This is a genomic window from Paenirhodobacter hankyongi (assembly GCF_003664585.1).
GTDB lineage: Bacteria > Pseudomonadota > Alphaproteobacteria > Rhodobacterales > Rhodobacteraceae > Rhodobacter > Rhodobacter hankyongi.
The window spans coordinates 18,241-44,276 of record NZ_RCHI01000001.1; the positions used below are offsets into that span (position 1 = coordinate 18,241).

The 26,036-nt window shown below is 69.2% G+C and carries 26 protein-coding genes; 15 read left to right on the forward strand and 11 right to left on the reverse strand.

Translation table 11 applies throughout. The annotated features are described in order from the left end of the window. Positions 1-2 precede the first annotated feature (2 nt). The 6 genes from deoC to DYS74_RS00110 form a co-directional block, all read right to left on the reverse strand. Positions 3-956: a deoxyribose-phosphate aldolase gene (gene deoC / locus DYS74_RS00085; RefSeq protein WP_121530130.1), complete on the reverse strand. Its 954-nt coding sequence runs from the start codon at positions 954-956 to the stop codon at positions 3-5. 127 nt (positions 957-1,083) lie between these two features. Next, on the reverse strand, positions 1,084-1,443 hold the full coding sequence (gene grxD / locus DYS74_RS00090; RefSeq protein ID WP_121530131.1) for a Grx4 family monothiol glutaredoxin: 360 nt from the start codon (positions 1,441-1,443) through the stop codon (positions 1,084-1,086). 129 nt (positions 1,444-1,572) lie between these two features. Next, entirely contained in the window at positions 1,573-1,812 is a 240-nt protein-coding gene (locus tag DYS74_RS00095; RefSeq protein WP_121530132.1) for a BolA/IbaG family iron-sulfur metabolism protein, read from the reverse strand. A gap of 172 nt (positions 1,813-1,984) precedes the next feature. After that, entirely contained in the window at positions 1,985-4,147 is a 2,163-nt protein-coding gene (purL, locus tag DYS74_RS00100) for a phosphoribosylformylglycinamidine synthase subunit PurL (RefSeq protein ID WP_121530133.1), read from the reverse strand. A gap of 133 nt (positions 4,148-4,280) precedes the next feature. Continuing rightward, entirely contained in the window at positions 4,281-4,835 is a 555-nt protein-coding gene (locus tag DYS74_RS00105) for a hypothetical protein (protein WP_121530134.1), read from the reverse strand. A gap of 402 nt (positions 4,836-5,237) precedes the next feature. Then, a complete protein-coding gene (locus DYS74_RS00110) occupies positions 5,238-6,146 on the reverse strand; it encodes a LysR family transcriptional regulator (protein WP_121530135.1) in 909 nt (302 codons plus the stop codon). 303 nt (positions 6,147-6,449) lie between these two features. Here DYS74_RS00110 and murI point away from each other — a divergent pair, with 303 nt between their 5' ends. Continuing rightward, positions 6,450-7,262 carry a glutamate racemase gene (murI, locus tag DYS74_RS00115; RefSeq protein ID WP_121530136.1) on the forward strand — a complete coding sequence of 271 codons (813 nt, stop codon included), beginning with the start codon at positions 6,450-6,452 and terminating at the stop codon, positions 7,260-7,262. 30 nt (positions 7,263-7,292) lie between these two features. Here murI and DYS74_RS00120 read toward each other — a convergent pair whose 3' ends face one another. After that, positions 7,293-8,018: a DUF805 domain-containing protein gene (locus tag DYS74_RS00120; protein ID WP_183077408.1), complete on the reverse strand. Its 726-nt coding sequence runs from the start codon at positions 8,016-8,018 to the stop codon at positions 7,293-7,295. Positions 8,019-8,120: 102 nt separating this feature from the next. Here DYS74_RS00120 and argC point away from each other — a divergent pair, with 102 nt between their 5' ends. From argC to DYS74_RS00140, 4 genes are all read left to right on the forward strand, one after another. Further along, entirely contained in the window at positions 8,121-9,149 is a 1,029-nt protein-coding gene (gene argC / locus DYS74_RS00125) for an N-acetyl-gamma-glutamyl-phosphate reductase (RefSeq protein WP_121530138.1), read from the forward strand. Positions 9,150-9,213: 64 nt separating this feature from the next. Further along, positions 9,214-9,663: a cytochrome c maturation protein CcmE gene (gene ccmE / locus DYS74_RS00130; protein WP_121530139.1), complete on the forward strand. Its 450-nt coding sequence runs from the start codon at positions 9,214-9,216 to the stop codon at positions 9,661-9,663. 73 nt (positions 9,664-9,736) lie between these two features. Continuing rightward, a complete protein-coding gene (locus DYS74_RS00135) occupies positions 9,737-10,348 on the forward strand; it encodes a holin-associated N-acetylmuramidase (protein WP_121530456.1) in 612 nt (203 codons plus the stop codon). Then, entirely contained in the window at positions 10,339-10,836 is a 498-nt protein-coding gene (locus DYS74_RS00140; protein ID WP_121530140.1) for a holin family protein, read from the forward strand. The genes DYS74_RS00135 and DYS74_RS00140 overlap by 10 nt, the downstream gene beginning before the upstream one ends. 3 nt (positions 10,837-10,839) lie before the next feature. On the opposite strand, the gene rocF is transcribed toward DYS74_RS00140, so the two are convergent. Both rocF and metG read right to left on the reverse strand, forming a co-directional pair. Next, positions 10,840-11,763 carry an arginase gene (gene rocF, locus DYS74_RS00145; protein WP_121530141.1) on the reverse strand — a complete coding sequence of 308 codons (924 nt, stop codon included), beginning with the start codon at positions 11,761-11,763 and terminating at the stop codon, positions 10,840-10,842. Positions 11,764-11,961: 198 nt separating this feature from the next. Beyond that, a complete protein-coding gene (metG, locus tag DYS74_RS00150) occupies positions 11,962-13,671 on the reverse strand; it encodes a methionine--tRNA ligase (protein WP_121530142.1) in 1,710 nt (569 codons plus the stop codon). 146 nt (positions 13,672-13,817) lie between these two features. Here metG and DYS74_RS00155 point away from each other — a divergent pair, with 146 nt between their 5' ends. From DYS74_RS00155 to DYS74_RS00200, 10 genes are all read left to right on the forward strand, one after another. Further along, positions 13,818-14,906 (forward strand): ABC transporter ATP-binding protein, encoded by a 1,089-nt coding sequence (locus tag DYS74_RS00155; protein WP_121530143.1) that lies wholly within the window; start codon positions 13,818-13,820, stop codon positions 14,904-14,906. Then, entirely contained in the window at positions 14,906-15,985 is a 1,080-nt protein-coding gene (locus tag DYS74_RS00160) for an MBL fold metallo-hydrolase (RefSeq protein WP_121530144.1), read from the forward strand. The genes DYS74_RS00155 and DYS74_RS00160 overlap by 1 nt, the downstream gene beginning before the upstream one ends. After that, a complete protein-coding gene (locus tag DYS74_RS00165) occupies positions 15,982-16,545 on the forward strand; it encodes a histidine phosphatase family protein (RefSeq protein ID WP_121530145.1) in 564 nt (187 codons plus the stop codon). The genes DYS74_RS00160 and DYS74_RS00165 overlap by 4 nt, the downstream gene beginning before the upstream one ends. Before the next feature lie 72 nt (positions 16,546-16,617). Beyond that, positions 16,618-17,607, forward strand: coding sequence for an ABC transporter substrate-binding protein (locus DYS74_RS00170; protein ID WP_121530146.1), 990 nt, complete (start codon positions 16,618-16,620; stop codon positions 17,605-17,607). Next, positions 17,600-19,333, forward strand: a complete 1,734-nt coding sequence (locus DYS74_RS00175; protein ID WP_121530147.1) for an ABC transporter permease — start codon at positions 17,600-17,602, stop codon at positions 19,331-19,333. Before DYS74_RS00170 ends, DYS74_RS00175 begins: the two co-directional genes overlap by 8 nt. Positions 19,334-19,810: 477 nt before the next feature. Continuing rightward, on the forward strand, positions 19,811-20,641 hold the full coding sequence (locus DYS74_RS00180; protein ID WP_121530148.1) for a substrate-binding periplasmic protein: 831 nt from the start codon (positions 19,811-19,813) through the stop codon (positions 20,639-20,641). Between the two features lie 65 nt (positions 20,642-20,706). Beyond that, the gene (locus DYS74_RS00185) at positions 20,707-21,468 is read left to right on the forward strand and encodes an amino acid ABC transporter ATP-binding protein (RefSeq protein WP_121530149.1); all 762 of its coding nucleotides are present in this window, start codon (positions 20,707-20,709) and stop codon (positions 21,466-21,468) included. 7 nt (positions 21,469-21,475) lie between these two features. Beyond that, complete coding sequence (locus DYS74_RS00190) at positions 21,476-22,144, forward strand: amino acid ABC transporter permease (protein ID WP_121530150.1); 669 nt, start codon at positions 21,476-21,478, stop codon at positions 22,142-22,144. A 12-nt stretch (positions 22,145-22,156) separates the two neighbouring features. Beyond that, positions 22,157-22,825: an amino acid ABC transporter permease gene (locus tag DYS74_RS00195; protein ID WP_121530151.1), complete on the forward strand. Its 669-nt coding sequence runs from the start codon at positions 22,157-22,159 to the stop codon at positions 22,823-22,825. A 70-nt stretch (positions 22,826-22,895) separates the two neighbouring features. After that, positions 22,896-23,816, forward strand: a complete 921-nt coding sequence (locus tag DYS74_RS00200; RefSeq protein ID WP_121530457.1) for a LysR family transcriptional regulator — start codon at positions 22,896-22,898, stop codon at positions 23,814-23,816. Here the strand turns inward: DYS74_RS00200 and DYS74_RS00205 are convergent, their stop codons facing one another. Continuing rightward, positions 23,817-24,755, reverse strand: coding sequence for an ornithine cyclodeaminase family protein (locus DYS74_RS00205; RefSeq protein ID WP_121530152.1), 939 nt, complete (start codon positions 24,753-24,755; stop codon positions 23,817-23,819). A gap of 10 nt (positions 24,756-24,765) precedes the next feature. Next, on the reverse strand, positions 24,766-26,028 hold the full coding sequence (locus DYS74_RS00210) for an FAD-dependent oxidoreductase (protein ID WP_183077409.1): 1,263 nt from the start codon (positions 26,026-26,028) through the stop codon (positions 24,766-24,768). Between the last annotated feature and the right edge of the window lie 8 nt (positions 26,029-26,036).

Here is a 26,036-nt window from a genome sequence, read left to right on the forward strand (position 1 = left end):
CCTCAGGCAAGCGCGTGGCGGGAGGAGGACGCAAAGCGTCCGGTGACATGCTGTTCGAGCTGGCGCTCGATGTCGCCCAGAAGCGAGGAGGCGCCGATCCGGAAGAGGGCGGGGGTGAGCCAGTCGCGCCCCATCTCCTCGCGCATCAGGATCTGCCAGGCGAGGGCGTCCTTGGCCGTGCGCAGCCCCCCCGCCGGCTTGAAGCCGATGCGGGCGCCGGTACGCGCGCCATAGTCACGCAGCGCCCGCACCATGGTGAGCGAGACCGGCAGGGTGGCGTTCACCGCCTCCTTCCCGGTCGAGGTCTTGATGAAATCGGCCCCCGCCTGCATCGCCACCATCGCGGCGCGATAGACATTGGCGAGCGAGCCAAGTTCGCCCGTCGCCAGGATCGCCTTCATGTGGGCGGCGCCCGAGGCCTCGCGCATCGCGGCGATCTCGTCGTAAAGCGCGGACCAGTCGGCGCGCAGCACATGGGCGCGGGTGATCACGATGTCGATCTCGGCGGCGCCCTCCTCGACGGCATAGCGGATCTCGGCCAGGCGCAGCGGCAGCGGCATCAGCCCGGCGGGAAAGCCGGTGGCGACCGAGGCCACGGGGATGCCCGAGCCCGCGAGCGCGCGCACCGCGGCGCCGACCATCGTCGGATAGACGCAGACCGCGCCGGTGGTCAGCGCCTCGAGCCCCAGCCCCTCGAGGATGTGATCGGCGAGCGGGCGGCGGGCCTTGGCGCAGAGCCGCGCCACCCGCGCTTCGGTGTCGTCGCCCGCCAGCGTCGTCAGGTCGATGCAGCGGATGGCATTGACGAGCCAGGCCGCCTGCCACTCGCGCGTGAGACCGCGGCGCGCGGTCAGATCGGCGACGCGGGCCTCGGCGGCGGGGGTGTTGACGGCGATCTGCTCGAACCAGGAGGGATCGAGGGGGTGGCCTGGATTGCGCGGATGGGTCTGGGTCATCGGCTCCGCCGGGGTTGAGGGCGTTCGGGGGCGAGGCTAGCGAAGCGCGGGGCCGGCCGCAACGGGCGCCTTCGGACATGCGAAGGGCCCCGCACGGCGGCGGGGCCCCGAAACCTTGCGGCTGCGTTCAGGCGTTCGCGGCGCGGATCTGGTCCGCCGCATCCTTGTTGTAGGCGACGCCCTTGTCGTCGAAGAGCTTGTCGAGCTCGCCCGACAGCGTCATCTCGGTGACGATGTCGCAGCCGCCGACGAACTCGCCCTTGACGTAGAGCTGCGGAATCGTCGGCCAGTCGGAGAAGTCCTTGATGCCCTGGCGGATGTCGGCATCAGCGAGGACGTTGACGTCCTTGTAGGTGACGCCGAGATAGTTCAGCACCCCGGCGACGCGGCTGGAAAACCCGCACTGGGGCATTTCCTTGGTGCCCTTCATGTAGAGCACCACGTCGTTCGCCTCGATATCGGCCTTGATCTGATCAATTGCGGTCATCTGATTGTTCCTTGGTTCGGGATTCGCGCAGCCCTTTGAGGCCGAAACGGAAGAGGAGGGGGAGGGCGACAAGCAAGATCCAGACCAGATAGCTCAGCTCGGAAACTGCGCGTAGCCCCTCTGCGACGGTCATTCGGCCTTGGTGGTGAGGGCGAGCGCATGCAGCGGCGCGTTCGGCCCATCCATCGCCCCTTTCAGCGCGGCGAAGACGGCACGTTGCTGCTGCACGCGGTTCATGCCCTTGAACGAGGCGTCAATGACTTCGGCCGCCCAGTGATTGCCGTCACCGGCCAGGTCGGTGATGGTGATCTTCGCGTCGGGGAACCCGTCGCGGATCAGGGCTTCGATGTCCTTGGCTTCCATCGGCATGTGGCACTCCTCGTCCTTTGCCCCAATCTAGGCCGGGCCGGGAGGGGGGGCAAGGGGCCGCCCGCGGGCGCGTGGGGCAAGGCGCCTCCGGCGGGAGGATTTGGGCCAGGGAAAGCGGCATGAAAAAGGGCCGGAAGGCCGGCCCTTTCCCAAGTGTGACTGTGCGCCCGTCTCAGTCGCCGATCGCGGCGGCGAAGGCGGTGCGGTAGAGCGCCGAGAGCTCGGCGAGCGGGGCGCTGTCGGTGCCAAGGGTCACTGCGGTGCCACCGAAGCGGCCGACACGGGCGAGCGGCACGCCCGCGGCCTTGGCGGCCGCTTCCAGCGCGGCGGCGCCGGTCGCGTCGCAGGCGACGAGATAGCGCGCCTGATCCTCGCCGAAGAGCTGGTCGATCTCGGCCACGTCAAGCGTCACGCCAAGGCCCGCGCCCTCGGCCATCTCGAAGGCGGCAAGCGCCAGCCCGCCATCGGCGAGGTCGGTCGCGGCCTTGAGAGCGGCGCGGTTCGCGCGCAGGAACTCGCCGTTGCGGCGCTCGGCCGCCAGATCGACAGGCGGCGCGTCGCCGGTCTCGAGCCCGAAGGCCTCGAGCGCCAGCGCCGACTGGCCAAGGTGCCCCGCGGTCCCGCCGATCACCAGCGCGATGTCACCCTCGCGGGGCAGGCCGGCGATCATCTCGTCGAGCGATTTCAGCAGGCCCACGGCGCCGATCGTCGGCGTCGGCAGGATGCCCGAGCCGTCGGTCTCGTTGTAGAGCGAGACGTTGCCCGAGACGATCGGGAAGTCGAGCGCGCGGCAGGCCTCACCAATGCCTTTGATCGCGCCGACGAACTGGCCCATGATCTCGGGCTTCTCGGGGTTGCCGAAGTTCAGGTTGTCGGTGGTGGCAAGCGGCAGGGCGCCGGCGGCGGTGAGGTTGCGATAGGCCTCGGCCACCGCCTGCTTGCCGCCCTCGAACGGGTTCGCCTTGACGTAGCGCGGCGTCACGTCCGAGGTGAAGGCGATCGCCTTGTCGGTGCCGTGCACGCGCACGACGCCGGCGCCAAGGCCCGGACGACGCACGGTGTCGCCCATCACCTGGGTGTCATACTGCTCGAAGACCCAGTCCTTCGCGGCATAGTTCGGCGAGCCGATCAGCGCCTTCAGCGCGGCGATCGGCGCAATCGCCGGCAGCGGCGCCATCGCGGCGGGGGCGGGAGTCTCGATCCACGGGCGGTCGTATTCGGGCGCCGAGGAGGACAGTTTCGACAGCGGCAGGTCGGCCTTCACCTCGTTGCCGTGCAGGATCAGGAAGCGGTCCTCGGCGATGGTCTCGCCGACCACGGCGAAGTCGAGGTCCCATTTCGCGAAGATCGCGCGGGCCTCGTCCTGCTTCTCGGGATGCAGCACCATCAGCATGCGTTCCTGAGATTCCGACAGCATCATCTCGTAGGCGGTCATCGCGGTTTCGCGCTGCGGCACGGCGTCGAGCACTAGCTTGATGCCCAGCCCGCCCTTGTCGCCCATCTCGACGGCCGAGCAGGTCAGACCCGCAGCGCCCATGTCCTGGATCGAGATCACCGCGTCTGTCTGCATCAGCTCCATGCAGGCTTCCATCAGGCATTTCTCGGTGAAGGGGTCGCCGACCTGGACGGTGGGGCGCTTCTCCTCGATGGTGTCGTCGAATTCGGCCGAGGCCATGGTGGCGCCGCCGACGCCGTCCCGGCCGGTCTTGGCGCCGACATAGACGACGGGCATGCCCACGCCCGAGGCCGCGCAATAGAAGATGCGGTCGGTGTCGGCGAGGCCCGCGGCGAAGGCGTTGACCAGGCAGTTGCCGTTGTAGGACGGGTGGAAGCGCACTTCGCCGCCGACGTTCGGCACGCCGAAGCAGTTGCCGTAATGGCCGATCCCCTCGACCACGCCCTTGACCAGCTGCGCGGTCTTCGGATGCGCGGGCACGCCGAAGGACAGGCTGTCCATCGCCGCGATCGGGCGCGCGCCCATGGTGAAGACGTCGCGCAGGATGCCGCCGACGCCGGTCGCGGCGCCCTGATGCGGCTCGATGTAGGACGGGTGGTTGTGGCTCTCCATCTTGAAGATCACCGCCTGACCGTCGCCGATGTCGACCACGCCGGCGTTCTCGCCCGGGCCGCAGATCACCTGCGGGCCCTCGGTGGGCAGGGTGCGCAGCCATTTCTTCGAGGATTTGTAGGAGCAGTGCTCGTTCCACATCGCCGAGAAGATGCCCAGCTCGGTGAAGGAGGGCTCGCGGCCGATGATCTCGAGGATGCGCTGATATTCGTCGGGCTTGAGGCCGTGGGCGGCGACGATTTCGGGGGTGATCTGCGGCTCGGTCATCGATGTCCTCCGGGGATGCGGGGCGGGCGGCTTTGCGCATCCCATAAGCCATGTGGCCTTGCGGGGAAAGAGGCTGCGCACGCGAAAAGGGCCGGCGCGACGGCCGGCCCCTCGTGCTGCGGGCGGGTTCGGATCAGACCTGCGCCTCGAGATGGTCGAGCAGGTCGGAGAGCGTCCAGCCAAGCTGCACCCTGCCATCCTTGTGCGCGCCCTTCGGCACCTCGACCTTGAACATCGAGACATTGGTGTTCAGCGTGTCCGAGACGCGAATGAAGACGGTGTCGGTGGTGTCGCCGGGGATCACGCGCTCGACCTGACCGATCGCGGCGTCGTCGGCGGTCACCACGGCGCCCGGGGTGCCGGTCTCGGACTTGTTGTCGGCGATGCCAGCGTCGCGGGCGAGCTGCTGGTCGGCGGGAATCGTGTCGGCGCCCGTCGAGCTTTCGAGCGTGCGGGCGGTGCCGGTCTTGATGTCGGCAATGCCATACTGGTCCAGCGCGTCGCCATTCCTGGTGCCCGGGTCGGGGGCGGTGATCGTCATGTCGGCGGGCGTCTGCGTCACCTGGGCCGGTGCGATGCCCATGGTGTAGTCGATCAGCCCGTGCGGATCATCGGCGGCGACCGCGGCCAGCGGCGCCGCCAGAAGGCCGGAGACGAGGGCGGTGCTCAGGACGAAATTCTTCTTCATGTCGAACTCCTTTCGGAACTGCAGCCGTTGCGGCTTGTGAGGAGGCAACGGACATCGGCCGGAAAGGTTCAGACGCGTTTTCGTGAGCGCGGCGTGAGCGGCGGCGGCCCCTGGGCGGCAAGACGATTCGTGCGCGACCGGCGAGGGGCGGCGGAGCATAGGGCCAAAAAAAAGGCCGAGACAAAGTCTCGGCCGTAGTCCAACAGGGAGGTAGAAGGTGATGAGAGTTTCCTCGTATCATCCCCTTCTGCGCCTGATTTATGTGCAGAGTTGAAACGGTTCAAGGAGAATTACGCTGCATCTGCAACATGCCCGCCATGCGTTGCGGTTATGCCTCAGTGCAACCTGCGGTTGCGGCCTGAATCCGGCGTCATCCGCGGGGGACAACACCGGGTAATAACCTCAGTCGAGGCTGGGTTCGCCGGTCTGTTGACGACGGTAGGCGATGATCTCTTCCTGCACGAAGTCGCGGAAGGCGGTGACGCGGCGCGACTGGCGCAGTTCCTCGGGATAGGCGAGGAAGACCGGCACCTCGACCGACTCGATCTCGGGCAGGACGCGCTCGAGATTGTTGAAGTCGACGGTCAGGTAATCGGGCAGGATGCCGATGCCGATGTGGTTCAGCACGCCCTGCAGCACGCCGAAATAGCTGTTCACCGTCAGCATCGAATGCACATCCTGCGCCATCACCATATGCGCAAGCTGCGCGCCGGCATGGACCTGCGGCGTGGTCGGGTTCTGGCAGATCAGCCGGTGGCGTTCGAGATCGGCGAGGCTTTCGGGCCGGCCCACGGCGTCGAGATAGGTGGGCGTCGCATAGAGGCGCATCCGCAGCGTCAGCAGCCGCTTGCGCACCAGATCGGCCTGCGAGGGCTCCTTCATCCGGATCGCCACGTCGGCCTCGCGCATCGGCAGGTCGAGCACGCGTTCCTCGAGCAGCAGGTCGATCTTCAGCTCGGGGTAGCGCTCGTAGAGCTTCGACAGCCGCGGCGTCAGCCACAGCGTGCCGAACCCGACGGTGGTGGTCACCTTCAGCTCGCCGAAGACCTCTTCCTCGCTGTCGCGGATGCGCGCGGCGGCGGAATCGAGCTTCTTCGCCATGGTCGAGGTCGCCTCGAACAGAAGCTCCCCCTGTTCGGTCAGAATCAGGCCGCGGGCGTGGCGGTGGAACAGCGTGGTGCCAAGCGCATCTTCCAGCGCGCGGATCTGCCGCGACACGGCCGATTGCGACAGGTGCAGCGCGTCGCCGGCATGGGTCAGCGAGCCGGCATCGGCCACCGCGTGAAAGATTCGCAACTTGTCCCAGTCCATGCCACTCATGATCGCTTCGTCGGCCCCGTGTTACCACTTTTCTGCATATAGGGATCATGGTCCGAAGCCAAACCCGTTCACGCCGAAAAACGTCCTTTCGGCCCAAGGATTTCCGCCTTTCGGCGCGAAGATGCCACCGGCCGGCCGGGGGCTGCCCAAGGGACGGGCAGCGCGGGGCTGGCCCCGGGCTTGCATGAGGGGGGCAGGACCGGCGCGTTTTCGGCTTTCCCTCCGGTCGCCCGCGGGACTAGAAGAGACAACCCCCGCCCGGTTCGGCGGGGCGCTCTGGCGTGGGAGGGAGCAATGGCGGTTGGGGTTTTTGACAGCGGTCTTGGCGGGTTGACCGTCTATGAGGCGATCTCGCGCAAGCTGCCTGATCTGGCCCTCGTCTATTACGGCGACAATGCCAACGCGCCCTATGGCGTGCGCGACGCCGATGACATCTTCAACCTGACCTGCAAGGGCGTCGAGCGGCTGTGGAACGAGGGCTGCGACCTTGTCATCCTCGCCTGCAACACCGCCTCGGCCGCGGCGCTGAAGCGGATGCAGGAGACCTGGATCCCGAAGGACAAGCGCGTTCTCGGTGTCTTCGTGCCGATGATCGAGGCGCTGACCGAGCGCAAATGGGGCGACAACTCTCCGCCGCGCGAGGTCGCGGTGAAGCATGTCGCGCTGTTCGCCACCCCGGCCACCGTCGCCTCGCGCGCCTTCCAGCGCGAACTGGCCTTCCGCGCGATCGGTGTCGATGTCGAGGCGCAGCCCTGCGGTGGCGTCGTCGACGCGATCGAGACCGGTGACGAGATCCTCGCCGAGGCGCTGGTGAAATCCCATGTCGAGGCGCTGAAGCGGCGAATGCCGCATCCCGAGGCGGCGATTCTCGGCTGCACCCATTACCCGCTGATGCAGAAGACCTTCCAGGAGGCGCTCGGCGCGCAGGTGAAGGTCTATTCGCAGGCGAATCTGGTGGCCGACAGCCTCGAGGATTACCTCGAGCGCCGGCCGGAATTCGTCGGCAAGGGCACGGTGTCGAAATTCCTGACCACCGGCGACCCGGCCTCGGTCTCGGTGCATGCGACGCAGTTCCTGCGTCACGAGATCCGGTTCGAGGCGGCCTGAGCCGCCCCGACCCCGTTCCGGCCGCGGGCCTCAGCCGAAACGGTTCGGCCCGCGCGTGCCGCGTTGCACCATGAACACCAGCATCGCGATGGCATAGGCGAAGATCGCGATCCCGAAGATCGCGAGCAGCCCGAGCCCGGTGTTTTCCGAGGCGCCGGCCTGCGAAGTGATGGCGGCGAAGACGCCGATCATCAGCCCGAGGCCGATCATCGCGAGGTAGAAGCCCCCGACCCACCAGCCGGACCGGTCGGTGTCATGCAGCCGCCGCACCGTCACCGCGAGCGAGGGCAGGAAGGTGACCAGACCGAACAGCCCCGAGATCGCCGCGCCGTCATTGCCCATGGCGGCTTCGAGCACGCCGCCAACGGCGCTGCCGAGCGTGGTGAAGAGGGTGAACCACCAATATTCCGAGCGGCTCGCCCGGCCCTTGAAGGTGATGTACTTCGTGAAGCAGACCTTGATTGCCTCGCCGAAGCTGCGCCCGGGCGCGCCGGCATAAAGCCCGTCCGGCCCGATGCCCGTCGCCCCCATGCCCTGCGACATGCCGTGCGGGCCAAAGCCCGGGGCGCCTGCGGGCAGCGGCGGCGGGGCGCCGAAGTCGAAATGGACCGAGGCGGGTTCCCAGTTCGCCATCCCCTCGCTCCACACCAGCGTGTCGGTGCGCAGCCGGCCGGCGCGGATCAGATCGGCCATCGTCTCGGCGCTCACCGGCCCGTGGCTTTCCCCCTGCCAGGCGTAATGCCAGTCTTTCGTCATGCAATTCCCTTCCGGCCGTTCAAATTCTGCGTGGGCGCCAAACATCGCTTGCGCGGGACTTTAGGCTGAGGCAGGACAGGCCGACAAGTCGCGGAGATTGCCATGACCCAGAATATCGCCATCCTCGGCGCCTCGGGCTACACCGGTGCCGAACTCGCCCGGATCATCGCCACCCATCCCTCGATGCGCATCACCGCGCTCTCGGGCGACCGCAAGGCGGGGATGAGCATGGGCGAGGTCTTCCCGCATCTGCGCCACATGAACCTGCCCGATCTGGTGAAGATCGAGGAGATCGACTTCTCGACCATCGATCTGGCCTTCTGCGCGCTGCCGCATGCGACCAGCCAGGCGGTGATCAAGGAGCTGCCGCGCGATCTGAAGGTGGTCGACCTGTCGGCCGATTTCCGGCTGCGCGACCCGGCCGAATACGAGAAATGGTATGGCAAGCCGCATGCGGCGATCGAGCTGCAGAAAGAGGCCGTCTATGGCCTGACCGAGTTCTACCGCGACGAGATCCGCAGCGCGCGGCTCTGCGCCGGCACCGGCTGCAACGCCGCCGCCGGGCAATATGCGCTGCGCCCGCTGATCGAGGCGGGGGTGATCGACCTCGACGAGATCATCATCGACCTGAAGGCGGGCGTCTCGGGGGCGGGCCGCTCGCTCAAGGAAAATCTGCTGCATGCCGAGCTGTCGGGCGGCACCATGCCCTATTCGGCCGGCGGCAAGCACCGCCACCTGGGCGAGTTCGATCAGGAATTCTCGAAGATCGCCGGGCGCGACGTTCGAGTGCAGTTCACCCCCCATCTGATGCCCTTCAACCGCGGCATCCTCGCCACCGTCTATGTCCGGGGCGAACCGCAGGCGATCCATGACGCGCTTTCACGCCGTTATGCGGACGAAGTGTTCCTCGAAATGCTACCTTTTGGCACACTCCCTTCGACTCGATCCATCGCCGGCTCGAACTATGTTCATGTCGGTGTGGTCGGCGACCGCCTTCCCGGCCGCGCGCTGGTGATGGTGGCGCTCGACAACCTGTGCAAGGGCTCCTCGGGGCAGGCGATCCAGAACGCCAACCTGATGCTGGGGCTCGAGGAGACAGCGGGGCTGATGCTGGCCCCCGTGTTCCCTTGATCAAGGTCAAGGCGGCGCGGGGCGTTTGGCCCGAGAACGCGCCGACACGGCGAAGGAGACGCGGATGAAGAGCCTGAAGAAGAAGCGCCGGATCCAGGTGCTGGTGGTCGCGGCGCTGGCGCTGCTGATCTCGACGGCGATGATCGGTTACGCGATGCGCGACGGGATCAACTTCTTCCGCGCGCCCTCGCAGCTGGCCGAGAACCCGCCGAAACCGGGCGAGACCTTCCGCCTTGGCGGGCTGGTCGAGACCGGCACGCTGAAGCGCGGGCAGGGCGAGACGGTCACCTTCAGCGTCACCGACGGCGGCGCCTCGGTGCCGGTGCGCTTCACCGGCGTGCTGCCCGACCTCTTCAAGGAAGGGCAGGGGATGATCGGCACCGGCAAGATGGAGGACGGCACCTTCGTCGCCTCCGAGATCCTCGCGAAGCATGACGAGAACTACATGCCCAAGGAAGTGATCGAGGCGCTGAAGGAACAGGGCGTCTATGAGGCCCCGAAGCCCAATTCCTGATCCGCGCGCCCGCTTGCGGCGCCGTTAACCGGATCGCGACAGCATTCCCCGGGGGAGCCTCTGGGGAATGCGCATGAAATCAGTCACCGACATTGCCAAGGAAATCGTCGCCCGCGAGGGCGGCTATGTGAAGGACCCCGACGATCCCGGCGGGGCCACGAACTACGGCGTGACGCTTGCCACGCTGCGCCGGCTCGGCATCGACCTCGACCGCGACGGGATGGTCAGCGAGCGCGACGTGAAACTGCTGACCCCTGCGCAGGCGGTGCAGATCTATGTGCGCCATTACTTCGACGCGCCGCGTCTTGGCGAGCTGCCCGAGGCGGTGCAGCCCTCGGTCTTCGACATGCAGGTGAACGCCGGCGACAATGCGGTGAAGATCCTGCAGCGGCTGCTGAACCGGATGGGGCAGGCGGTCGCGGTCGACGGGCAGGTCGGGCCGCAGACCATCGCCGCCGCAGGCCGCGCTGCCGCCCCCGATGCGGGGCTCTTCGCCGACGCCTACGGCATTGCCCGGCGCAACTACTATTACGACCTCGCCGCCGCCCGCCCGGCCTCGCGCAAATATGCGACGACCACGGCGGGCACCAAGGGCGGCTGGATCCTGCGCGCCGAGGAGTTCATCTCGCCGCGCTTCCACCTGAGCCCTGCACAGCACAAGGCGCGGGTGGCGGCATGGGGCTGATCGGGCGGATCCTTGGCGGGCCGGCCGCGACCTCGGCCCTCGGCAGCGCGGTGACGCATGTCGCCGAGGTGTTCACCGTCAACGCGACGAAGAAGATGGAGGCCGAGGCCGAAGCCTATCGCGCGGCACTCGACGAGCACGGGGCCGAGTTCCGATATGCCCGGGCGGGCCTTTTCGACCGCGTCGTGAACGGGCTGAACCGGCTGCCGCGGCCGATGCTGGCGCTCGGCACGCTGGGACTCTTCGTCTACGCCATGCTCGATCCCGTCGCCTTCGCACAGCGCATGGTCGGGCTGAACTATGTGCCCGAGCCGCTGTGGTGGCTGCTGGGGGCGATCGTCAGCTTCTATTTCGGCGCGCGCGAGGCCTATTACCTGCGCCACCGCTCGACGCCCGCGCCGCCGCCCGCGCCGGTCGAGGCGGACGAGAACCCGGCGCTCGCCGAGCTGATGGTGAAGGGCGCGGTGGCCGAGGTGCCGGCGGGCTAGGCCTCAGAACGAGCGGGTGGGCCGGTCGAAGACCTTCCGGCCCATCAGCGAGCCGACCAGATCGACCATCAGCTTCGCGGTGCGGCCGCGCTCGTCGAGGAAGGGGTTCAGCTCGACGAGGTCGAGCGAGGTGACCAGCCCCGATTCGTGCAAGAGCTCCATCACCAGATGCGCCTCGCGGAAGGTGGCGCCGCCCGGCACCGTGGTGCCGACCGCCGGCGCGATCGCCGGGTCGAGGAAATCGACGTCGAGCGAGACATGCAGCAGCCCGTTCGCCGCCCGCACCCGGTCGAGGAATTCGCGCAAGGGCGCACCGAAGCCGCGCTCGTCCAGGACGCGCATGTCGGCGATCTCGATCTCCTCGGGGATCAGCGCGGATTTCTCCGCCGGATCGACCGAGCGGATGCCCAGCATCGCGATCCGCTCGCCGGGCACCGGCGCGGGGAAGGGCGGGAAGGGGGCAAAGCCCGGCCGGCCGGCGATATAGGCGACGGGCGTGCCGTGCAGGTTGCCCGAGACCGTGCTTTCCGGGGTGTGGAAATCGGTATGCGCATCGAGCCAGAGCACGAAAAGCGGCCGGCCTGCTTTCTTCGCATGAGCCGCCATCCCGGCAACCGAGCCGAGCGACAGCGAATGATCGCCGCCGAGGAAGACCGGCATCCCCTCGGCCGCCGCCGCCTCGCCGGCGCGCGCGAGCGCCTCGGTCCAGGCAAGGGTCTCGGCGAGGTGATGCACCGCCGGGTTCGGATGGGGCAGGGGCGCACAGGGCGCAATCGTCACGTCGCCGCGGTCGATCACCTTGTGGCCAAGCTCCTCGATTGCGGCGGCGATGCCGGCGACGCGATAGGCCGCCGGGCCCATCAAGGCGCCGGCGCGTTTCTGCCCGCTGTCCACGGGCGCGCCGATCAGGATGCAGGTCTGGGCCATGGCTGTCTCCTTTTTCCCCGATGATGGGGCCTTGCGCGGGAAAGGAAAGGGGCGCTGCCCCTCTTGCCCCTGCGGGGCAATTCACCCCGGGATCTTTGCGGCAATCGGAAGCCGGGAGAAGCCCCTGTCTTCCAATTGCCTGAAATATCCCGGGGGGAGAGGCCGCAGGCCGAGGGGGGGCAGCGCCCCCCTGCGCGCTCAGTCGCGGGTGCCGGCGAAGCGGTTTTGCCAGTCCTCGCGTTCCTCGTCGGCGATCTTGCGGAACAGCACCTCGGGCGTCGCGAAGGCATGGCCCACCGGCAGCACCTCGAGCGCGGCGCGGATGTCCCCGGGCCAGCTGCGATCCTCGGTCTGCATCGCGGCCAGCATCGTGGCGGCGGCATCGGGAATGAAGGGCTCGGACAGCACCGCATAGAGCCGCACCAGGTTCAGCGCGAGCCGGGTCTGCGCCGCCGCCTGCGCCGGATCGGTCTTGAACACGGTCCAGGGCGCGGCGGCCTGCAGGTATTCGTTGCCCGCGACCCAGATCGCGCGCAGCTCGGTCGCGGCCTTGCGGACTTCCTTCTCGTCCATCAGCCGTTCGTACTCGCGCACGCGGGTGGCGAGCTCGGCGATCAGCGCGATCTCGCGCTCGCCCCAGAGCCCGCCCTCGGGCAGCGCCTCGCCGAATTTCGAGCGGCAGAACTTGGTGATGCGGCTGACGAAGTTGCCGAGGACATCGGCAAGGTCCTTGTTCACCGAGACCTGGAAATTCTCCCAGGTGAATTCGGCGTCCGCGCTTTCGGGCGCATGGCTCAGCAGCCACCAGCGCCAGTAGTCGGGCGGCAGCAGGCCGAGCGCCTGGTCCATGAACACGCCGCGCCCGCGCGAGGTCGAGAACTGGCCGCCGTCATAGTTCAGGTAGTTGAACGACTTGATGTAATCGACGAGCTTCCAGGGCTCGCCCGAGCCGAGGATGGTCGAGGGGAAGGAGAGCGTGTGGAAGGGCACGTTGTCCTTGCCCATGAACTGGGTATAGGTCACGTCCTCGGCGCCCTTGTCGGTGCGCCACCAGCGCGCCCAGTCCCCGCCGGTCTTGTCCGCCCATTCCTGGGTCGCGGCGATGTATTCGATCGGCGCGTCGAACCAGACGTAGAAGACCTTGCCTTCCATGCCCTGCCACGGCGCGCCCTCGAACTGCGCCGGCACGCCCCAGGCGAGGTCGCGGGTGATGCCGCGGTCCTGCAGCCCGTCGCCATCGAACAGCCATTTCTTCGCGATCGAGGTGGTCAGCACCGGCCAGTCGGTCTTGCTGTCGATCCAGGCGGCAAGCTTGTCCTTCATCTCGGACTGGCGCAGGAACAGGTGCTTCGTCTCGCGCATCTCGAGATCGGTCGAGCCCGAGATCACCGAGCGCGGGTTGATCAGGTCGACCGGGTCGAGCTGCTTGGTGCAATTGTCGCACTGGTCGCCGCGCGCCGAGGTATAGCCGCAGTTCGGGCAGGTGCCCTCGATGTAGCGGTCGGGCAGGAAGCGGCCGTCGGCGACCGAATACATCTGCTTTTCGGTCACTTCGCGGATCAGCCCGTGCTCGGCCAGGACCTTGGCGAAATGCTGGGTCAGCACCCGGTTCTGTGCCGAGGACGACCGGCCGAAGTGGTCGAAGCTCAGCCGGAAGCCGGCGGCGATCTCGGCCTGAACCTCGTGCATCTCGGTGCAATAGACATCGACCGGCTTGCCGGCCTTCGCCGCGGCCAGCTCGGCCGGCGTGCCGTGCTCGTCGGTCGCGCAGATGAACATCACCTCATGGCCGCGCGCGCGCAGATAGCGGGCGTAGAGGTCCGCCGGCAGCTGCGAGCCCACGAGATTGCCGAGGTGCTTGATGCCGTTGATGTAGGGAATCGCCGAGGTGATGAGGTGACGCGCCATGATCCCGCCCTTGCTCCGGTTTTGCGGCGGTTTAACGCGGTTGTGCGGGCAAGGCCAGAGACTTTGGCCAGACCGGGGCGGGGGCGGGGTGTCATGCCACGGTCATCTTGCGGATGTAGGCGCCGCCCCGAACGGAAGGAACGGGAATGGCCAGCATCGAGACCTCGCACCTGCGGCTTGCCTTCGGGGCGACACATGCCGTCGACGGCATCACCATGGAGGTGCCCTCGGGCGCCTTCTTCGCGCTGCTCGGCCCCTCGGGCTGCGGCAAGACCACGCTGTTGCGCCTGATCGCGGGGCTCGAGCGGCCCGATGCCGGCACCATCCGCATCGCGGGCGAGCAGGTGGCGGGGCCCGGGCGCTTCGTCGAGCCGGGCGCGCGCGGGCTTGGGATGGTGTTTCAGTCCTACGCCCTCTGGCCGCAGATGACGGTGGCGGGCAACGTGGCCTTCGGGCTGAACCGGCTGCCCTCGGCCGAGCGTGCGCGCCGGGTCGAGGAGGCGCTTGCCACCGTGGGGCTTGCCCATGCCGCCGGGCGGCGCCCGCATGAGCTGTCGGGCGGGCAGCGCCAGCGCGTGGCGCTTGCCCGCAGCCTCGCCGCGCGGCCGGCGCTCATCCTGCTCGACGAGCCGCTGGCCAACCTCGATGCGCATCTGCGCCAGTCGATGCTGGCCGAGTTCCGCCGCATCCACCGCGCTTCGGGCACCACCTTCGTCTTCGTCACCCATGACCAGAACGAGGCGATGGCGATCGCGAGCCTCGTGGGCGTGATGGACCGCGGCCGGATGGAGCAGATCGCCCCGCCGGAGGTGCTGTTCGACCGCCCGGCGACGCCGATGGTGGCGCGCTTCGTCGGCAATGGCCGGACCCTGCCGGTGACGGCACTCGCGGCGCAGGGCGGGCGGGTAAAGCTGCGGCTGGGATCGCGGCTCTTGTCGCTGCCCGGCGAGGCGCCGCCCGGCCCGGCCTGGCTGTGCCTGCGCCCGCGCGATCTGTCGCTGGCCGTGGGCACGGCGGATCTGGCGGCGCGGGTGATCGACCAGCGTTTCGAGGGCGGCGAATATGTGCTCGCCTGCCTGCCCGAGGGGCTCGATCTGCCCGACCCGCTCGAGCTGCGCAGCCGCGCGGCGGTGGCGCCGGGCACGCTCGTCGGGTTGCAGCTGCGCGGCGGCTGGGTCCTGCCGCGCGAGGAGCTGGCGCCCGAAACCGTGTCCGCCGAACCGGCCTTCGCCTGATGCAGTCCCTCATCGCGATCTCGGGCTTCGATGCGAAGGGGCCCGCCTGTTTCCTGCTGCACATCGCCGGGCGGCGGTTCCTGCTCGACCTCGGCACCGGGCCCGATGCCGGGCGGATGCCCGATCTGGCGGGCGTGGGGCATGTCGATGCGGTGCTGATCTCGCACGGCCACCCCGACCACATCGGGGCGCTGTCCCTGCTTGGCCGGATCGGCCTGCCGCCGGTCTTTGCCACGGCGCCGGTCACCGCGCTTTCGCCGGCGGTGCGGGCGGTCTCGGGCGGGCTGTTGCCGGCGCGCGGCGCGGTGCTGGGCGTGCCCATCGAGACTGGCCCCTCGGGCCATGCGCCGGGGGCGGTCTGGATGCGGGTCGGTGGCGAAGACGGGCTGCTCTACACCGGCGATCTGTCGGTCGAGGGCAGCCTCTGGCCCTGCATGACCCCGCCCAGGGCCCGCGCCGCGGTGCTGGACGCAAGCTATGGTGCGGCGGACGAGGCCTTGCCCGATCAGCGCGCGGCGCTGCTGGCGCTTGCCGCCGAGGGGCCGCTTCTGCTGCCCGCCCCGGCCGCGGGCCGTGGGCTCGAGATGGCGCGGGTCTTCCTCGAGGCCGGGCATGAGGTCTTTCTCTGCCCCGCGCATCGGCGTGTTGCCGCGGTGATGCTGGCCCTTCCGGGCTGGCTCGCGCCGGGCGGTGCGGCGGCGCTCGCGCAGCTACTGGCGGCAACCCGACCGCTTGCCCCCGAGGCGCCGGCGCGTGGCGTGATGATCGCCGCGGGGCCGAATGCCGAGGGCGGTGTGGCCGCGGTGCTTGCCGCGCGCTTTGCCGAGACCGGGGCGGCGCGGATCGTCTTCACCGGGCATCTGGGCCTTGAAACCCCGGCCGAGGCGCTGACCCGCACCGGCCGGGCCGCGTTCCTGCGCTGGAACGTGCACCCGCCGCTTGCCACCACCCGCGCGCTTCTCGACGCGATCGCCCCCGCGCAGGCGATGGCGGCCTTCACCCCGGCCGCGGGCCGGCGCGCGCTGGCCGCCGCGCTGCCTGCTGCCCCCCTTGCCGAAACCGCGGAGCTGCACTGGTGATCCTGCCCTTCGACGCCCCCTTCCTGTTCCTGCGCCATGGCGAGACCGCGGCGAATGCCGCCGACCTCATTGCCGGCGCGATGGACCTGCCGCTGACCCCCACCGGCCGGGCGCAGGCACGCGCCGCGGCGCAGACCCTTGCGGCGCTGCCTGCCGAGGAGCGGCCGGCGACGATCTGGTGCTCGCCGCTCGCCCGCGCCCGCGAGACGGCGGCGCCGGTCGCAGCGCGTCTTGGGGTGTCGGTGCGGCTTCATGCCGGGCTTTCCGAGCGCAACTGGGGCGTCTGGGAGGGCGCGCCACGCGCCACGCTGCGCCGCGACGAGACCCCGGCGGGCGGCGAGGGGCCGCTCGATTTCCGCGCCCGGATCCGCGCCGCGCTCGCCGGGCTCGAGGGCCGCACTCCGGTGCTGATCGTCGCGCATTCGGGGGTGGCGCGCGAACTCCACGCGCTGATCGGCGCGGGCGCCTTCCGCCGGCCGCTGAACGGCGAGGTCTCGCGCTGGTCGCCCGCCCCCGACGGGCGCTGGCACGAAAGACCGCTCGCCGACACGGAACTGTAAAGCCACCGTCACCCGGCTGTCGCATCGCGGCGCTAGCCCACGCCCAGTTTCAAAGATCAGGGATACCCTACAATGACGATCCTGCGCCGCCTCGCCCTCGGGCTCCTCACCTCCACCGCGCTCGCCACCGGCGCGCTGGCCCAGGCCGGGGGCACGATCACCGTCTACACCTCGCAGCCGAGCGACCAGATGGCCGCCGTCGTCGAAGCGTTCAACAAGGACCACCCGGAGATCACCGTCGAGGTCTTCCGCACCGGCACGACCGAGCTGATGTCGAAGCTGCAGGCAGAGTTTGCCGCGGGCAGCAGCCCGGCCGACGTGATGCTGATCGCCGATGCCGTGGCGATGACCCAGCTGAAGAACGACGGCCGCCTTTACGCCTATGACACTGCGCCGCTTGCCGGCATTCCGGCCGCGGTCGTCGACCCCGACCACACCTTCTTCGGCACCAAGCTGATCACCACCGGCATCGTCTACAACACCACGCTGGTGAAACAGGCGCCGACCTCCTGGGCCGACCTCGAGAAACCCGAGATCGCGGCGCAGACGATCATGCCGAGCCCGCTCTATTCCGGCGCGGCGGTGATCCATGTCGGCACCATGGTGCAGCAGCCCGAATTCGGCTGGCCCTATTACGAGGCGCTGGCGAAGAACGGCGCGGTCGCGGGCCAGGGCAACGGCACCGTGCTCGAGGCCGTGGCGCGCGGCGAGAAGGCCTATGGCATCATCATCGAATACATGGCGATGAACGCCAAGGCGAAGGGCTCGCCCGTCGATTTCGTCTTCCCGAAGGAGGGCGTCTCGTCGATCACCCAGCCGGTCGCGATCCTGAAGGACAGCGACAACATCGAGGCGGCGAAGGTCTTCGTCGACTGGGAACTCGGCCGGGCGGCGCAGGAACAGTCGGCCGCGCAGGGCTATTTCCCGATCCTCGAGGGCGTGGCCCAGCCCGCGGGCTATCCCGACCCCGCCTCGCTGAAGATCCTGTCGGCCGATCCGGCGAAGATGCTCGCCGCCGACAAGGAAACGAAAGAGACCTTCTCGGATCTCTTCGGTGGCTGATCTGACGGCCTCTGCCGCGCGCGCGGGTCTGCGCGCGCGCCTTCCGGGCGGTGACGGTCTCGTCATCGCCCTGATTGCCCTTTACGTCCTCGGCCTTGGCCTGTGGCCGCTGGCGCGGCTGCTGCTCGAGGCCTTCGGGCCCGACGATGCCGGCCGCCCCCTTGGCCTGATCCGCGAGGCGCTTTTCAGCCGCGCGGCGCGGGCGGCGCTGACGAACACGCTCGCCGCCTCGGCCGGATCGGTCGTCGTTTCCGTCACGCTCGGCACCGCGCTGGCGCTGGCGCTCGGGCTGATGCGGCTGCCGGGGCGGGTGGCGATGACCTTCCTCGCGCTCGCGCCGATGCTGATCCCGTCGCAGATCATGGCGCTCGCCTGGATCGAGCTTTTCGGGTCGTCCTCGCCGATCCTCGCGCCGCTCGGCCTTGCCCCCGGGGCCGGGGCGCGCAATCCGCTTTACTCGGGCGCGGGCGTCGCCTGGCTGATGGGGATCGAGCACATGCCGCTTGTCTTTCTCGCCGTGCGCGCGGCGCTGGGCGCGGTGCCGGCGGATCTGGTCGAGGCGGCGCGGATCGCGGGCGCTGGCCCGCTGCGCATCGTCGCACGGGTGATCGCGCCGCTCTGCCTGCCGCAGATCCTCGCCGGTGCGATCCTCGCCTTTGCGGCGGCGGTCGGCAATTTCGGCGTGCCGGCACTTCTGGGCATCCCCGGCCGTTTCCCGATGCTGACCACGCTGATCTATCAGCGGCTCAATGGCTTCGGCCCGCAGGTGCTCGGTCAGGTCGCGGTGCTGGCGCTGATGCTGATCGGGCTGGCGGGGCTGGCGCTTCTGGCCCGCAGCGCGCTGATCCGCCGCCTGTCGGTGCCGGTGGCCGCGGGGCGGCCCTTCGCGGGCTTTGATCCGGGGCGCGGGCGCGGGGGCGCGCTGGCGGCGCTCTGGGCCGTGCTCGGGGTGCTGCTGGTCGCGCCGATCGCGGCGCTTCTCGGCACGGCGCTGGTGCCGGCGCTCGGCATGCGGCTGACGGCCGAGACGGCGACGCTTGCGAATGTCACGCAGACGCTCGCCGATCCGGTCATCCGCCGCGCCTTTGCGAATTCGCTGGGCCTGTCGCTGAGCGCGGCGGCGCTCTCGGCGCTGGTGGCGCTGCCCTTCGCCTGGTTCGCGCAGATCGCCCGGCAGCCGCTTCTGCGCCGGCTCGACACGCTCGCGGACGCTCCCTTCGTGGTGCCGGGAACGGTGCTCGCTCTGGCGATGATCCTGGTCTTCCTGCCGCCGCTGCCGGGGCTGGGCAAGTCCGTCTATGGCACGCCGGTGATCCTGCTCTTCGCCTATCTCGCGCGCTTCCTGCCCCTGGTGCTGCGTCCGGTGGGGGGCGTCGCGCAGGCGATGGAGTCCGCGCTTGACGAGGCGGCGCGGATCGCCGGCGCCCCCGCGCTGCGCCGCATCGCGCGGATCTTCACGCCGCTTGCGGCGCCCGCCGCGGCCGCAGGCGCGGTGCTGGTGGTGATGACCGCCTTCAACGAGCTCACGCTCTCGGCGCTGCTGTGGTCGGCCGGGACCGAGACCGTGGGGGTGATGATCTTCGCGCTGCAACAGCAGGGCAATTCGACCGGAGCGGCGGCGCTCTCGGTGCTGTCGCTCGCCCTGGTGCTGGCGCTGGCGCTCCTGACCGACCGCATCGCGCGCCGCTCGGCCCCCTGGGTGCTGCCCTGGCGCAGCGGCGTCTGAGCTCGGCCGCCGCCGGCCACGCCCCGGCGGCGCGTCTTCCTGCCCTGTCATTCCGTTGCGGAATGCTGTGCCGCATGCGCTGATCGCACCTGCGCCGCGGAGCGAACCGGCCGCGCTGTGCTGCCGATGTGGCCGCTTCCGAGGCCCGCGCGCGGCGGACTCGGCGGAAACGGACGGAAATTCCGAAAATCCCGTTCTTTCATAGCCGGCAAAGAATCGTTCTTTGCCGGCGAAATCGCGCCCAAAGATTGGGCGCTTCGCGGAGCGCGTTCCGCCGCAATGCTCCTGTGGCCCGCCGTCGCACTGTGCAGCCCGCTGGGATTCAATGGAAATCCGAATGTTCATTCTGAAACGGAATGAGCTTTTGCGCATCGCTTGATTGTCTGCGATGCCGCTTCGTCGCCGATCTGAAGACGAGCCCGCGGCCCTGCCGCCCCGGGTGCCAGCAGAAGAACCGTCTCATCAGGGAGTGCCCCCGTGATCCACCCGTTCAAGACCCTCGCCGCGCTCGGCCTTGCCGCCGTGCTCGGCCTTGCCGCCCCCCTCGCCGCAACCGCCGGCTCGCCCGAAGAGGGCTGGGCGGGCGTGCAGGCCGCGGGCAAGCTGCGCTGCGGCGCCGCCGTCTTCCCGCCCTATGTGATGCGTGACCCGGTCACCGGCGAATACAGCGGCTTCTTTGCCGACCTGTGCCGCGAGTTCGGCGAGGAAGTGCTGAACGTGCCGGTCGAATTCGTCGACACCACCTGGGACAACATCGTCGCGGGGCTGCAGGCCGGCAAATGGGACCTGTCGCTCGCGCTGAACCGCACGCCGACCCGCGCGCTCGCCATCGCCTTCTCGGACCCGGCCGTGCCCTACGAGATCACGCTCCTTTACAACAAGGACAACCCGAAGATCCCGGCGGGGGCGAAGAGCCTGGCCGATCTCGACAAGGAAGACGTCACCATCGCTGTCGTCTCGGGCACCGCAATGGACAAGTCGGTCTCACCGCTGGTGAAGAAGGCGAAGATCGTGCGCCTGCCGTCCTCGGATGAGGCGCGCCTTGCGGTGATGTCGCGCCGCGCCGATGTGCTGGCCGACCCGTCCGACACCAACCGGCTGTTCATCGCCGCGAACAAGGACTGGGCCGTCGATCTGGCGCCCGAACCCGCCATCGCCAAGCAGGGCATCGGCTTCGGCCTGAACGCCGGCTTCCCGGCGAAGGACATCGACGCGCTGAACATCTTCATCGAGGAGAAGGTCGCCACCGGCCACGTCGAGGCGCTGGTCGAGAAATCGGTGCAGGAGGTTCTGGCCGAGGGCCAGTGAGCCCCACCCAAAACCGGCGGGCGGGGGCCGACCTCCGCCCGCCTCTCTGCACGAAGGCAAGGACGATGGCTCAGGACAAGCTCCTCAAAATTCACAACCTGCACAAATCCTATGGCGATCTGGAGATCTTCAAGGGCCTGACGCTCTCGATGGACCGCGGCGACCGGCTGGTCATCATCGGCCCCTCGGGCGGCGGCAAGTCGACGCTTTTGCGCATCGTCATGGGGCTCGAGGACATCGTCGGCGGCGACATCTACATGGACGGCAAGCCCTATATCCTGCGCGACGGGGCGAAGACGAAGATCGACCGCAAGCTGCAGGCGCGCGTCGGCATGGTGTTCCAGCACTACACCCTGTTCCCGCATCTCGACATCCTGCGCAACCTCACCCTTGCCCCGGTGAAGACCCGCGGCATGTCGCGCGCCGAGGCCGAGGAAAAGGCGATGGGGCTGCTGACCCGCTTCGGGCTGGATGCGAAGGCCCGCGCCTATCCCTCGCAGCTGTCGGGCGGGCAGAAGCAGCGCGTTGCGATCGCCCGTGCGCTGATGCTCGATCCCGATCTGTTGCTGTTCGACGAGGTGACCTCGGCGCTCGACCCGGAACTCGTGGCCGAGGTCGAGGCGGTGATGATGGAGCTGGCCGAGGCCGGCATGCCGATGATGATCGTCACCCATGACATGCATTTCGCCCGCAACATCGCCAGCCGCGTGGTCTTTGCCGCCGGCGGCGTGGTGGTCGAGGACGGCCCGCCCGAGCAGGTGCTCGACGCCCCGCAGGTCGCCCGCACCCGCGAATTCGTCGAGCGCGTCTTCGCGAAGAAGAGGTGAGGGCGCGATGAGCTACGATCTGCAGTTCTTCTACGTCTGGCAGAACCTCGACAAGCTGGGGCAGGGGCTTGTGGTCTCGCTCGAGCTCACGGGGCTTGCGAACCTGATCGGGCTGACGCTGGGCTTTGGCGTGGCGCTGCTCCTGCGGGCGAAAAGCGCGCTGCTGCGCGCGCCCGCCGCGGCGATGGTCGAGGTCTTTCGCTGCACCCCGGTGCTGGTGCAGGTGGTGTGGTTCTTCTACTGCGTGCCGATCCTGTTCAACCTGTTCATCGACCCGATGGTGATGGGGGTGCTGGCGCTTGGGGTGAACCTTGCCGCCTTCAACGCCGAGGGCTACCGCGCCGCGATCCAGTCCGTCCCGCGCGAGCAATATGACGCCTGCGCGGCGCTTGGCCTGACCGGATGGACCCGGATCCGCCATGTCATCCTGCCCCATGCCCTGCGCGCTGCGCTGCCGGTGCTGATGACGAATGGCATCACCATCTTCCAGCAAAGCGCGCTGGTCGCGCTCGTGGCGATTCCGGACCTGATGTACGCGGGCAAGATGCTCGCCACCGAGACCTATCGCCCGATCGAGACCTATACCGTCGTCGCGGCGATCTATTTCGCGATCTCGGCGCCGGTCTCGCTGATCGTGCAGCGCATCGAGGCGCGGTTCGACCGCGTCCAGGCCTGAGGAGGCGTTCCGATGATGCATTTCGACCCCATGGTTCCGTTCAAGTACTGGGACGCGCTGCTGATCGGGCTGTGGATGAGCCTGCGGCTGACGCTGATCTGCCTGGCCCTCGGCATCGCGCTCGGCTTCCTCACCTCGCAGGCGCGGCGGTCGCGGTTCATGCCGCTGCGGGCGCTCGCCACCTTCTATGTCGAGCTGTTCCGCGGCACGCCGGTGCTGATCCAGCTGTTCTGGATCTTCTACTGCCTACCGCTGCTTCTGGGTTTCGAGCCGGGCAACTTCGCCTCGGCGGTGGTGGCGCTGACCCTCTATGCCGGGGCGATCACATCGGAGACCTTCCGCGCCAGCCTGAAGTCGATCCCGCGCGAGCAATATGACACCTGCCGCGCGCTCGGCATCACCGGGATGAGCCTCGCGCTCTGGGTGGTGCTGCCGCAGGCGCTCCTGCGCGCGATCCCGACGCTCTTGTCGAATGCGGTCGCGCTCTTCAAGGAAAGCGCGCTGATCTCGGCGGTCGGCATGGCGGATCTGATGTTCATCGGTTCCTCGATCTCGAACCGCACCGGGCGCCCGGTCGAGATGCTGACGGCGATCGCGGTGATCTATTTCGCCGTGGCCTTCCCGCTGACCCGCATCGTCGGCCGCGTCGAGGCGCGGATCCTGCGTCGCCTTGCTGTCTGAACCGCAGAAAATGCTTGTCTCGGCGCGGGGGGCGGGCGAAAGCAGGCGCGATCTGCTCGGAGCCCTGCTGATGAAAACCCCGCGCCGTTTTCTGCCGTCGCTGTCGCTGCTGCAGGCCTTCGAGGCTGCGGCCCGGTTGCAGTCGATCACCGGCGCCGCGCAGGAGCTGTCGCTGACGCAAAGCGCCGTGTCGCGGCAGATCCGGGCGCTCGAGGAACAGCTGGGCACCTGCCTGTTCCACCGCGAGAAGCAGACGATCCGGCTGACGCTGGGCGGGGCCTCCTATGCGCGCGAGGTGCGCGAGGCATTGCAGAAGATCTCGCAGGCCTCGATGAACCTGCGCGCGAACCCGCATGGTGGCACGCTGTCGCTCGCCATCCTGCCCACCTTCGGCACGCGCTGGCTGGCGCCGCGGCTGCCGGGGTTTCTGGCGGCGAACCCGGGCATCACCATCAACCTTGTCACCCGGCTGACGCAGTTCGACTTCCGCAACGAGGCGGTCGATGCCGCGATCCATTTCGGCCGCACCGACTGGCCGGGTGCCGATTGCGTCTATCTGATGGGCGAGGATGTGGTGCCGGCCTGCGCGCCGGAGGTGCTGGAACGCTATCGCTTCGGCACGGCGGCCGATCTGCGCACGGCGCCGCTTCTGCACCTGACCTCGCGCCCCGACGCGTGGGAGCGGTATTTCCTGCGCCATGACGTCGATGCGCAGAACGTGCACGGGATGCTGTTCGACCAGTTCGCGACGGCGGCGCAGGCGGCCGCGGCGGGGCTGGGCGTGGCGCTGCTGCCGACCTTCCTCATCGACGACGAGATCGCGGCGGGGCGGCTGGTGCGGGCGCTTGATGCGCCGATGCGCTCGGAAGAGGCCTATTACCTGTGCTGGCCGCACGATCAGGACAGCTACGAGCCGCTGCAGGTGTTCTGCAAATGGCTGACGGCCGAGACCCGCGCCTTCGAGGCGGCGCGGGCCGCTGCGGCGGGCTGATCAGCCCGCCATCCGGTCATGGGCGAGGATCGCCGCGGCGAGATCCTCGAGCCCCGAGCCCACCCCCTTGAACAGCGTGATCTCGCCCTCTGACCGGCGCGGGAACAGGTTCTCGCGGCACAGGGCGTCGAGCGTGCCCTCGATGTCCGCAAGGCCGATCGCGCCCGAGGCGAGCGGCTGCGCGATGTCGCCGCTTTCCACCCGCGCGTGATCGGTGTCGAGGAAGATCCGCGCGCGGCGCATCACCGCGTCATCGGCCTCGCGCATCTCCGGGGTGAAGGAGCCGATCAGGTCGATGTGCTGACCGGGGCGCAGCCAGTCGCCGCGGATCAGCGGCGCGCGGGCGAGCGTGGCGCAGGAGATCACATCGGTGCGCCCGACGGCGGCGGCGAGGTCGGTGACCGCCTGCGCCGCGATGCCCTCTGCACGCAGCTCGGCCGCCAGCGCCTCGGCCGAGGCCGCGGTGCGGTTCCAGACCTCGACCGTCTCGATCGGCAGCGCGGCGCGATAGGCCTGTGCAAGGTTCGCGCCGACCCGGCCGGCGCCGACGATCAGCTGGTGGCGGCTGTCGGGGCGGGCCAGGCGTTTCGCGGCCAGCGCCGAGGCCGCCGCGGTGCGCCGCGCCGTCAGCTCGCCGCCATCGAGGATCAGCGCATGCGCGCCGGTGCGCCGGTCGAACAGGATATAGCTCGAGGCGATCGCCGGCAGGCCGAGCGCGGCATTGCCCGGGTGCACGTTGACGATCTTCACCCCGCCCCAGCCCTCCGCCTGCCACGCCGGCATCAGCAGCAGCACGTCTTCGGGGCCGCCGGGGGTGGTCATCAGGTGCTGGTGGCGCAGCGGCACCTCGCCGCCGGCGCGAAAGCCGGCGTCGAGGGCCTCGATCAGCGCGTCGAAGGGCAGGGCGGCGCGGGTTTCCGCAAGGCTCAGGATCTTCACGGGCGTTCTCCTATGCGGCCTCGAGCCAGCGCGCGCGGGCCGAGACGTCGCGCAGCGTCGGGGTTTCGCCGGTGAGGTGCTGGGCCAGGATCTCGCCCGCACCAAGGCTCATGGTCCAGCCGAGCTGGCCGTGTCCGGCGTTGATCCAGAGGTTGGCGAAGTCCTTCACCTTGCCCAGGAAGGGGGGGCCCGCGGGGGTGGTCGGGCGCAGGCCGGTCCAGAATTCGGGCGTCTCGAGGTCGACCGCCGCGCCGACGCTGCGCCGCACATAGTCATCGAGCAGCTTCACCCGCTCGGCCGGCAGGCTGCGGTCGCGCCCGGCGAATTCGGCAATCGCCGTCACCCGCAGCCGGTCGCCGTAATTGGCGACGGCCAGCAGCTCGGTCTCGTCGACGAAGGGCAGGCGCGGCACGCCGGCGGGGTCGGTGATCCGCCAGGTGCCGGAATAGCCCTTCACCGGGTAGATCGCCGGCGCAAAGCCGAGCGGACGGGTCAGGTCGGTGGTCTCGACCCCGGTTGCCAGCACGACCGCGCCGCAGGGCACGGGGCCGGCCGAGGTCTCGACCGCGACGATCTTGCCGTCGCGGCGGGTGAAGCCGGTGACGTCGGTGTCATAGTGGATCTCGACGCGGCCGGTTTCGGCCAGCCAGGCGGCGGTGCGGCGGGTGAAGAGGTGACAGTCGCCGACCGAGTCGATGTGGCTGAGCAGCCCGCCCGCCAGACGCTCGCGCATCGCCGCAAGCCCCGGCTCGCGCGCGATCAGCGCCGCGGGATCCAGCGCCTCGATCTCGCCGCCGGTGCCGACCTTGGCGGCATAGCTGCGAAACTGCGCGCCGTCCTGAAACAGGTAGAGCGCGCCCTCGTGCCAAGTGGCGACGGGCAGGCCCATCTCGGTCTCGGCCGCCTTCAGCATGTCGCGGCTGAACCGCGCCAGCCGCCGCTCGCGGTCGCTGTTCACCGCATTGGCCGAGCCGGTGCAGTGGCGTAGGAAGTCGATCCCCCACCGCCACAGCGCCGGGTCCATCAGCCGGCTCACCCGCACCGCCGGTTCGCGACCGAGCAGCGCCCGGCCAAGCGCCGGGATCGCCGCGGGCTCGGCCCAGGCCTTGGCATGGCCCACCGCCATCATCCCGGCATTCCCGCGCGAGCACAGCTCGGCCGCGCCCGGCAACCGTTCGATCAACGTGACGCGCCGCCCGCGTTTCGCCAGGGCACGCGCCGTCATCGTGCCGATGACCCCCGCACCGATCACCACCACCCGGTCGTCTTGCATCTTTTTCT

Bases quoted from the DNA above. Each gene is read 5' to 3' on its own strand.
- deoC (WP_121530130.1), bottom strand. From the start codon at position 956: ATGACCCAGACCCATCCGCGCAATCCAGGCCACCCCCTCGATCCCTCC.
- grxD (WP_121530131.1), bottom strand. From the start codon at position 1,443: ATGACCGCAATTGATCAGATCAAGGCCGATATCGAGGCGAACGACGTG.
- DYS74_RS00095 (WP_121530132.1), bottom strand. From the start codon at position 1,812: ATGCCGATGGAAGCCAAGGACATCGAAGCCCTGATCCGCGACGGGTTC.
- purL (WP_121530133.1), bottom strand. From the start codon at position 4,147: ATGACCGAGCCGCAGATCACCCCCGAAATCGTCGCCGCCCACGGCCTC.
- DYS74_RS00105 (WP_121530134.1), bottom strand. From the start codon at position 4,835: ATGAAGAAGAATTTCGTCCTGAGCACCGCCCTCGTCTCCGGCCTTCTG.
- DYS74_RS00110 (WP_121530135.1), bottom strand. From the start codon at position 6,146: ATGGACTGGGACAAGTTGCGAATCTTTCACGCGGTGGCCGATGCCGGC.
- murI (WP_121530136.1), top strand. From the start codon at position 6,450: ATGGCGGTTGGGGTTTTTGACAGCGGTCTTGGCGGGTTGACCGTCTAT.
- DYS74_RS00120 (WP_183077408.1), bottom strand. From the start codon at position 8,018: ATGACGAAAGACTGGCATTACGCCTGGCAGGGGGAAAGCCACGGGCCG.
- argC (WP_121530138.1), top strand. From the start codon at position 8,121: ATGACCCAGAATATCGCCATCCTCGGCGCCTCGGGCTACACCGGTGCC.
- ccmE (WP_121530139.1), top strand. From the start codon at position 9,214: ATGAAGAGCCTGAAGAAGAAGCGCCGGATCCAGGTGCTGGTGGTCGCG.
- DYS74_RS00135 (WP_121530456.1), top strand. From the start codon at position 9,737: ATGAAATCAGTCACCGACATTGCCAAGGAAATCGTCGCCCGCGAGGGC.
- DYS74_RS00140 (WP_121530140.1), top strand. From the start codon at position 10,339: ATGGGGCTGATCGGGCGGATCCTTGGCGGGCCGGCCGCGACCTCGGCC.
- rocF (WP_121530141.1), bottom strand. From the start codon at position 11,763: ATGGCCCAGACCTGCATCCTGATCGGCGCGCCCGTGGACAGCGGGCAG.
- metG (WP_121530142.1), bottom strand. From the start codon at position 13,671: ATGGCGCGTCACCTCATCACCTCGGCGATTCCCTACATCAACGGCATC.
- DYS74_RS00155 (WP_121530143.1), top strand. From the start codon at position 13,818: ATGGCCAGCATCGAGACCTCGCACCTGCGGCTTGCCTTCGGGGCGACA.
- DYS74_RS00160 (WP_121530144.1), top strand. From the start codon at position 14,906: ATGCAGTCCCTCATCGCGATCTCGGGCTTCGATGCGAAGGGGCCCGCC.
- DYS74_RS00170 (WP_121530146.1), top strand. From the start codon at position 16,618: ATGACGATCCTGCGCCGCCTCGCCCTCGGGCTCCTCACCTCCACCGCG.
- DYS74_RS00185 (WP_121530149.1), top strand. From the start codon at position 20,707: ATGGCTCAGGACAAGCTCCTCAAAATTCACAACCTGCACAAATCCTAT.
- DYS74_RS00190 (WP_121530150.1), top strand. From the start codon at position 21,476: ATGAGCTACGATCTGCAGTTCTTCTACGTCTGGCAGAACCTCGACAAG.
- DYS74_RS00195 (WP_121530151.1), top strand. From the start codon at position 22,157: ATGATGCATTTCGACCCCATGGTTCCGTTCAAGTACTGGGACGCGCTG.
- DYS74_RS00200 (WP_121530457.1), top strand. From the start codon at position 22,896: ATGAAAACCCCGCGCCGTTTTCTGCCGTCGCTGTCGCTGCTGCAGGCC.
- DYS74_RS00210 (WP_183077409.1), bottom strand. From the start codon at position 26,028: ATGCAAGACGACCGGGTGGTGGTGATCGGTGCGGGGGTCATCGGCACG.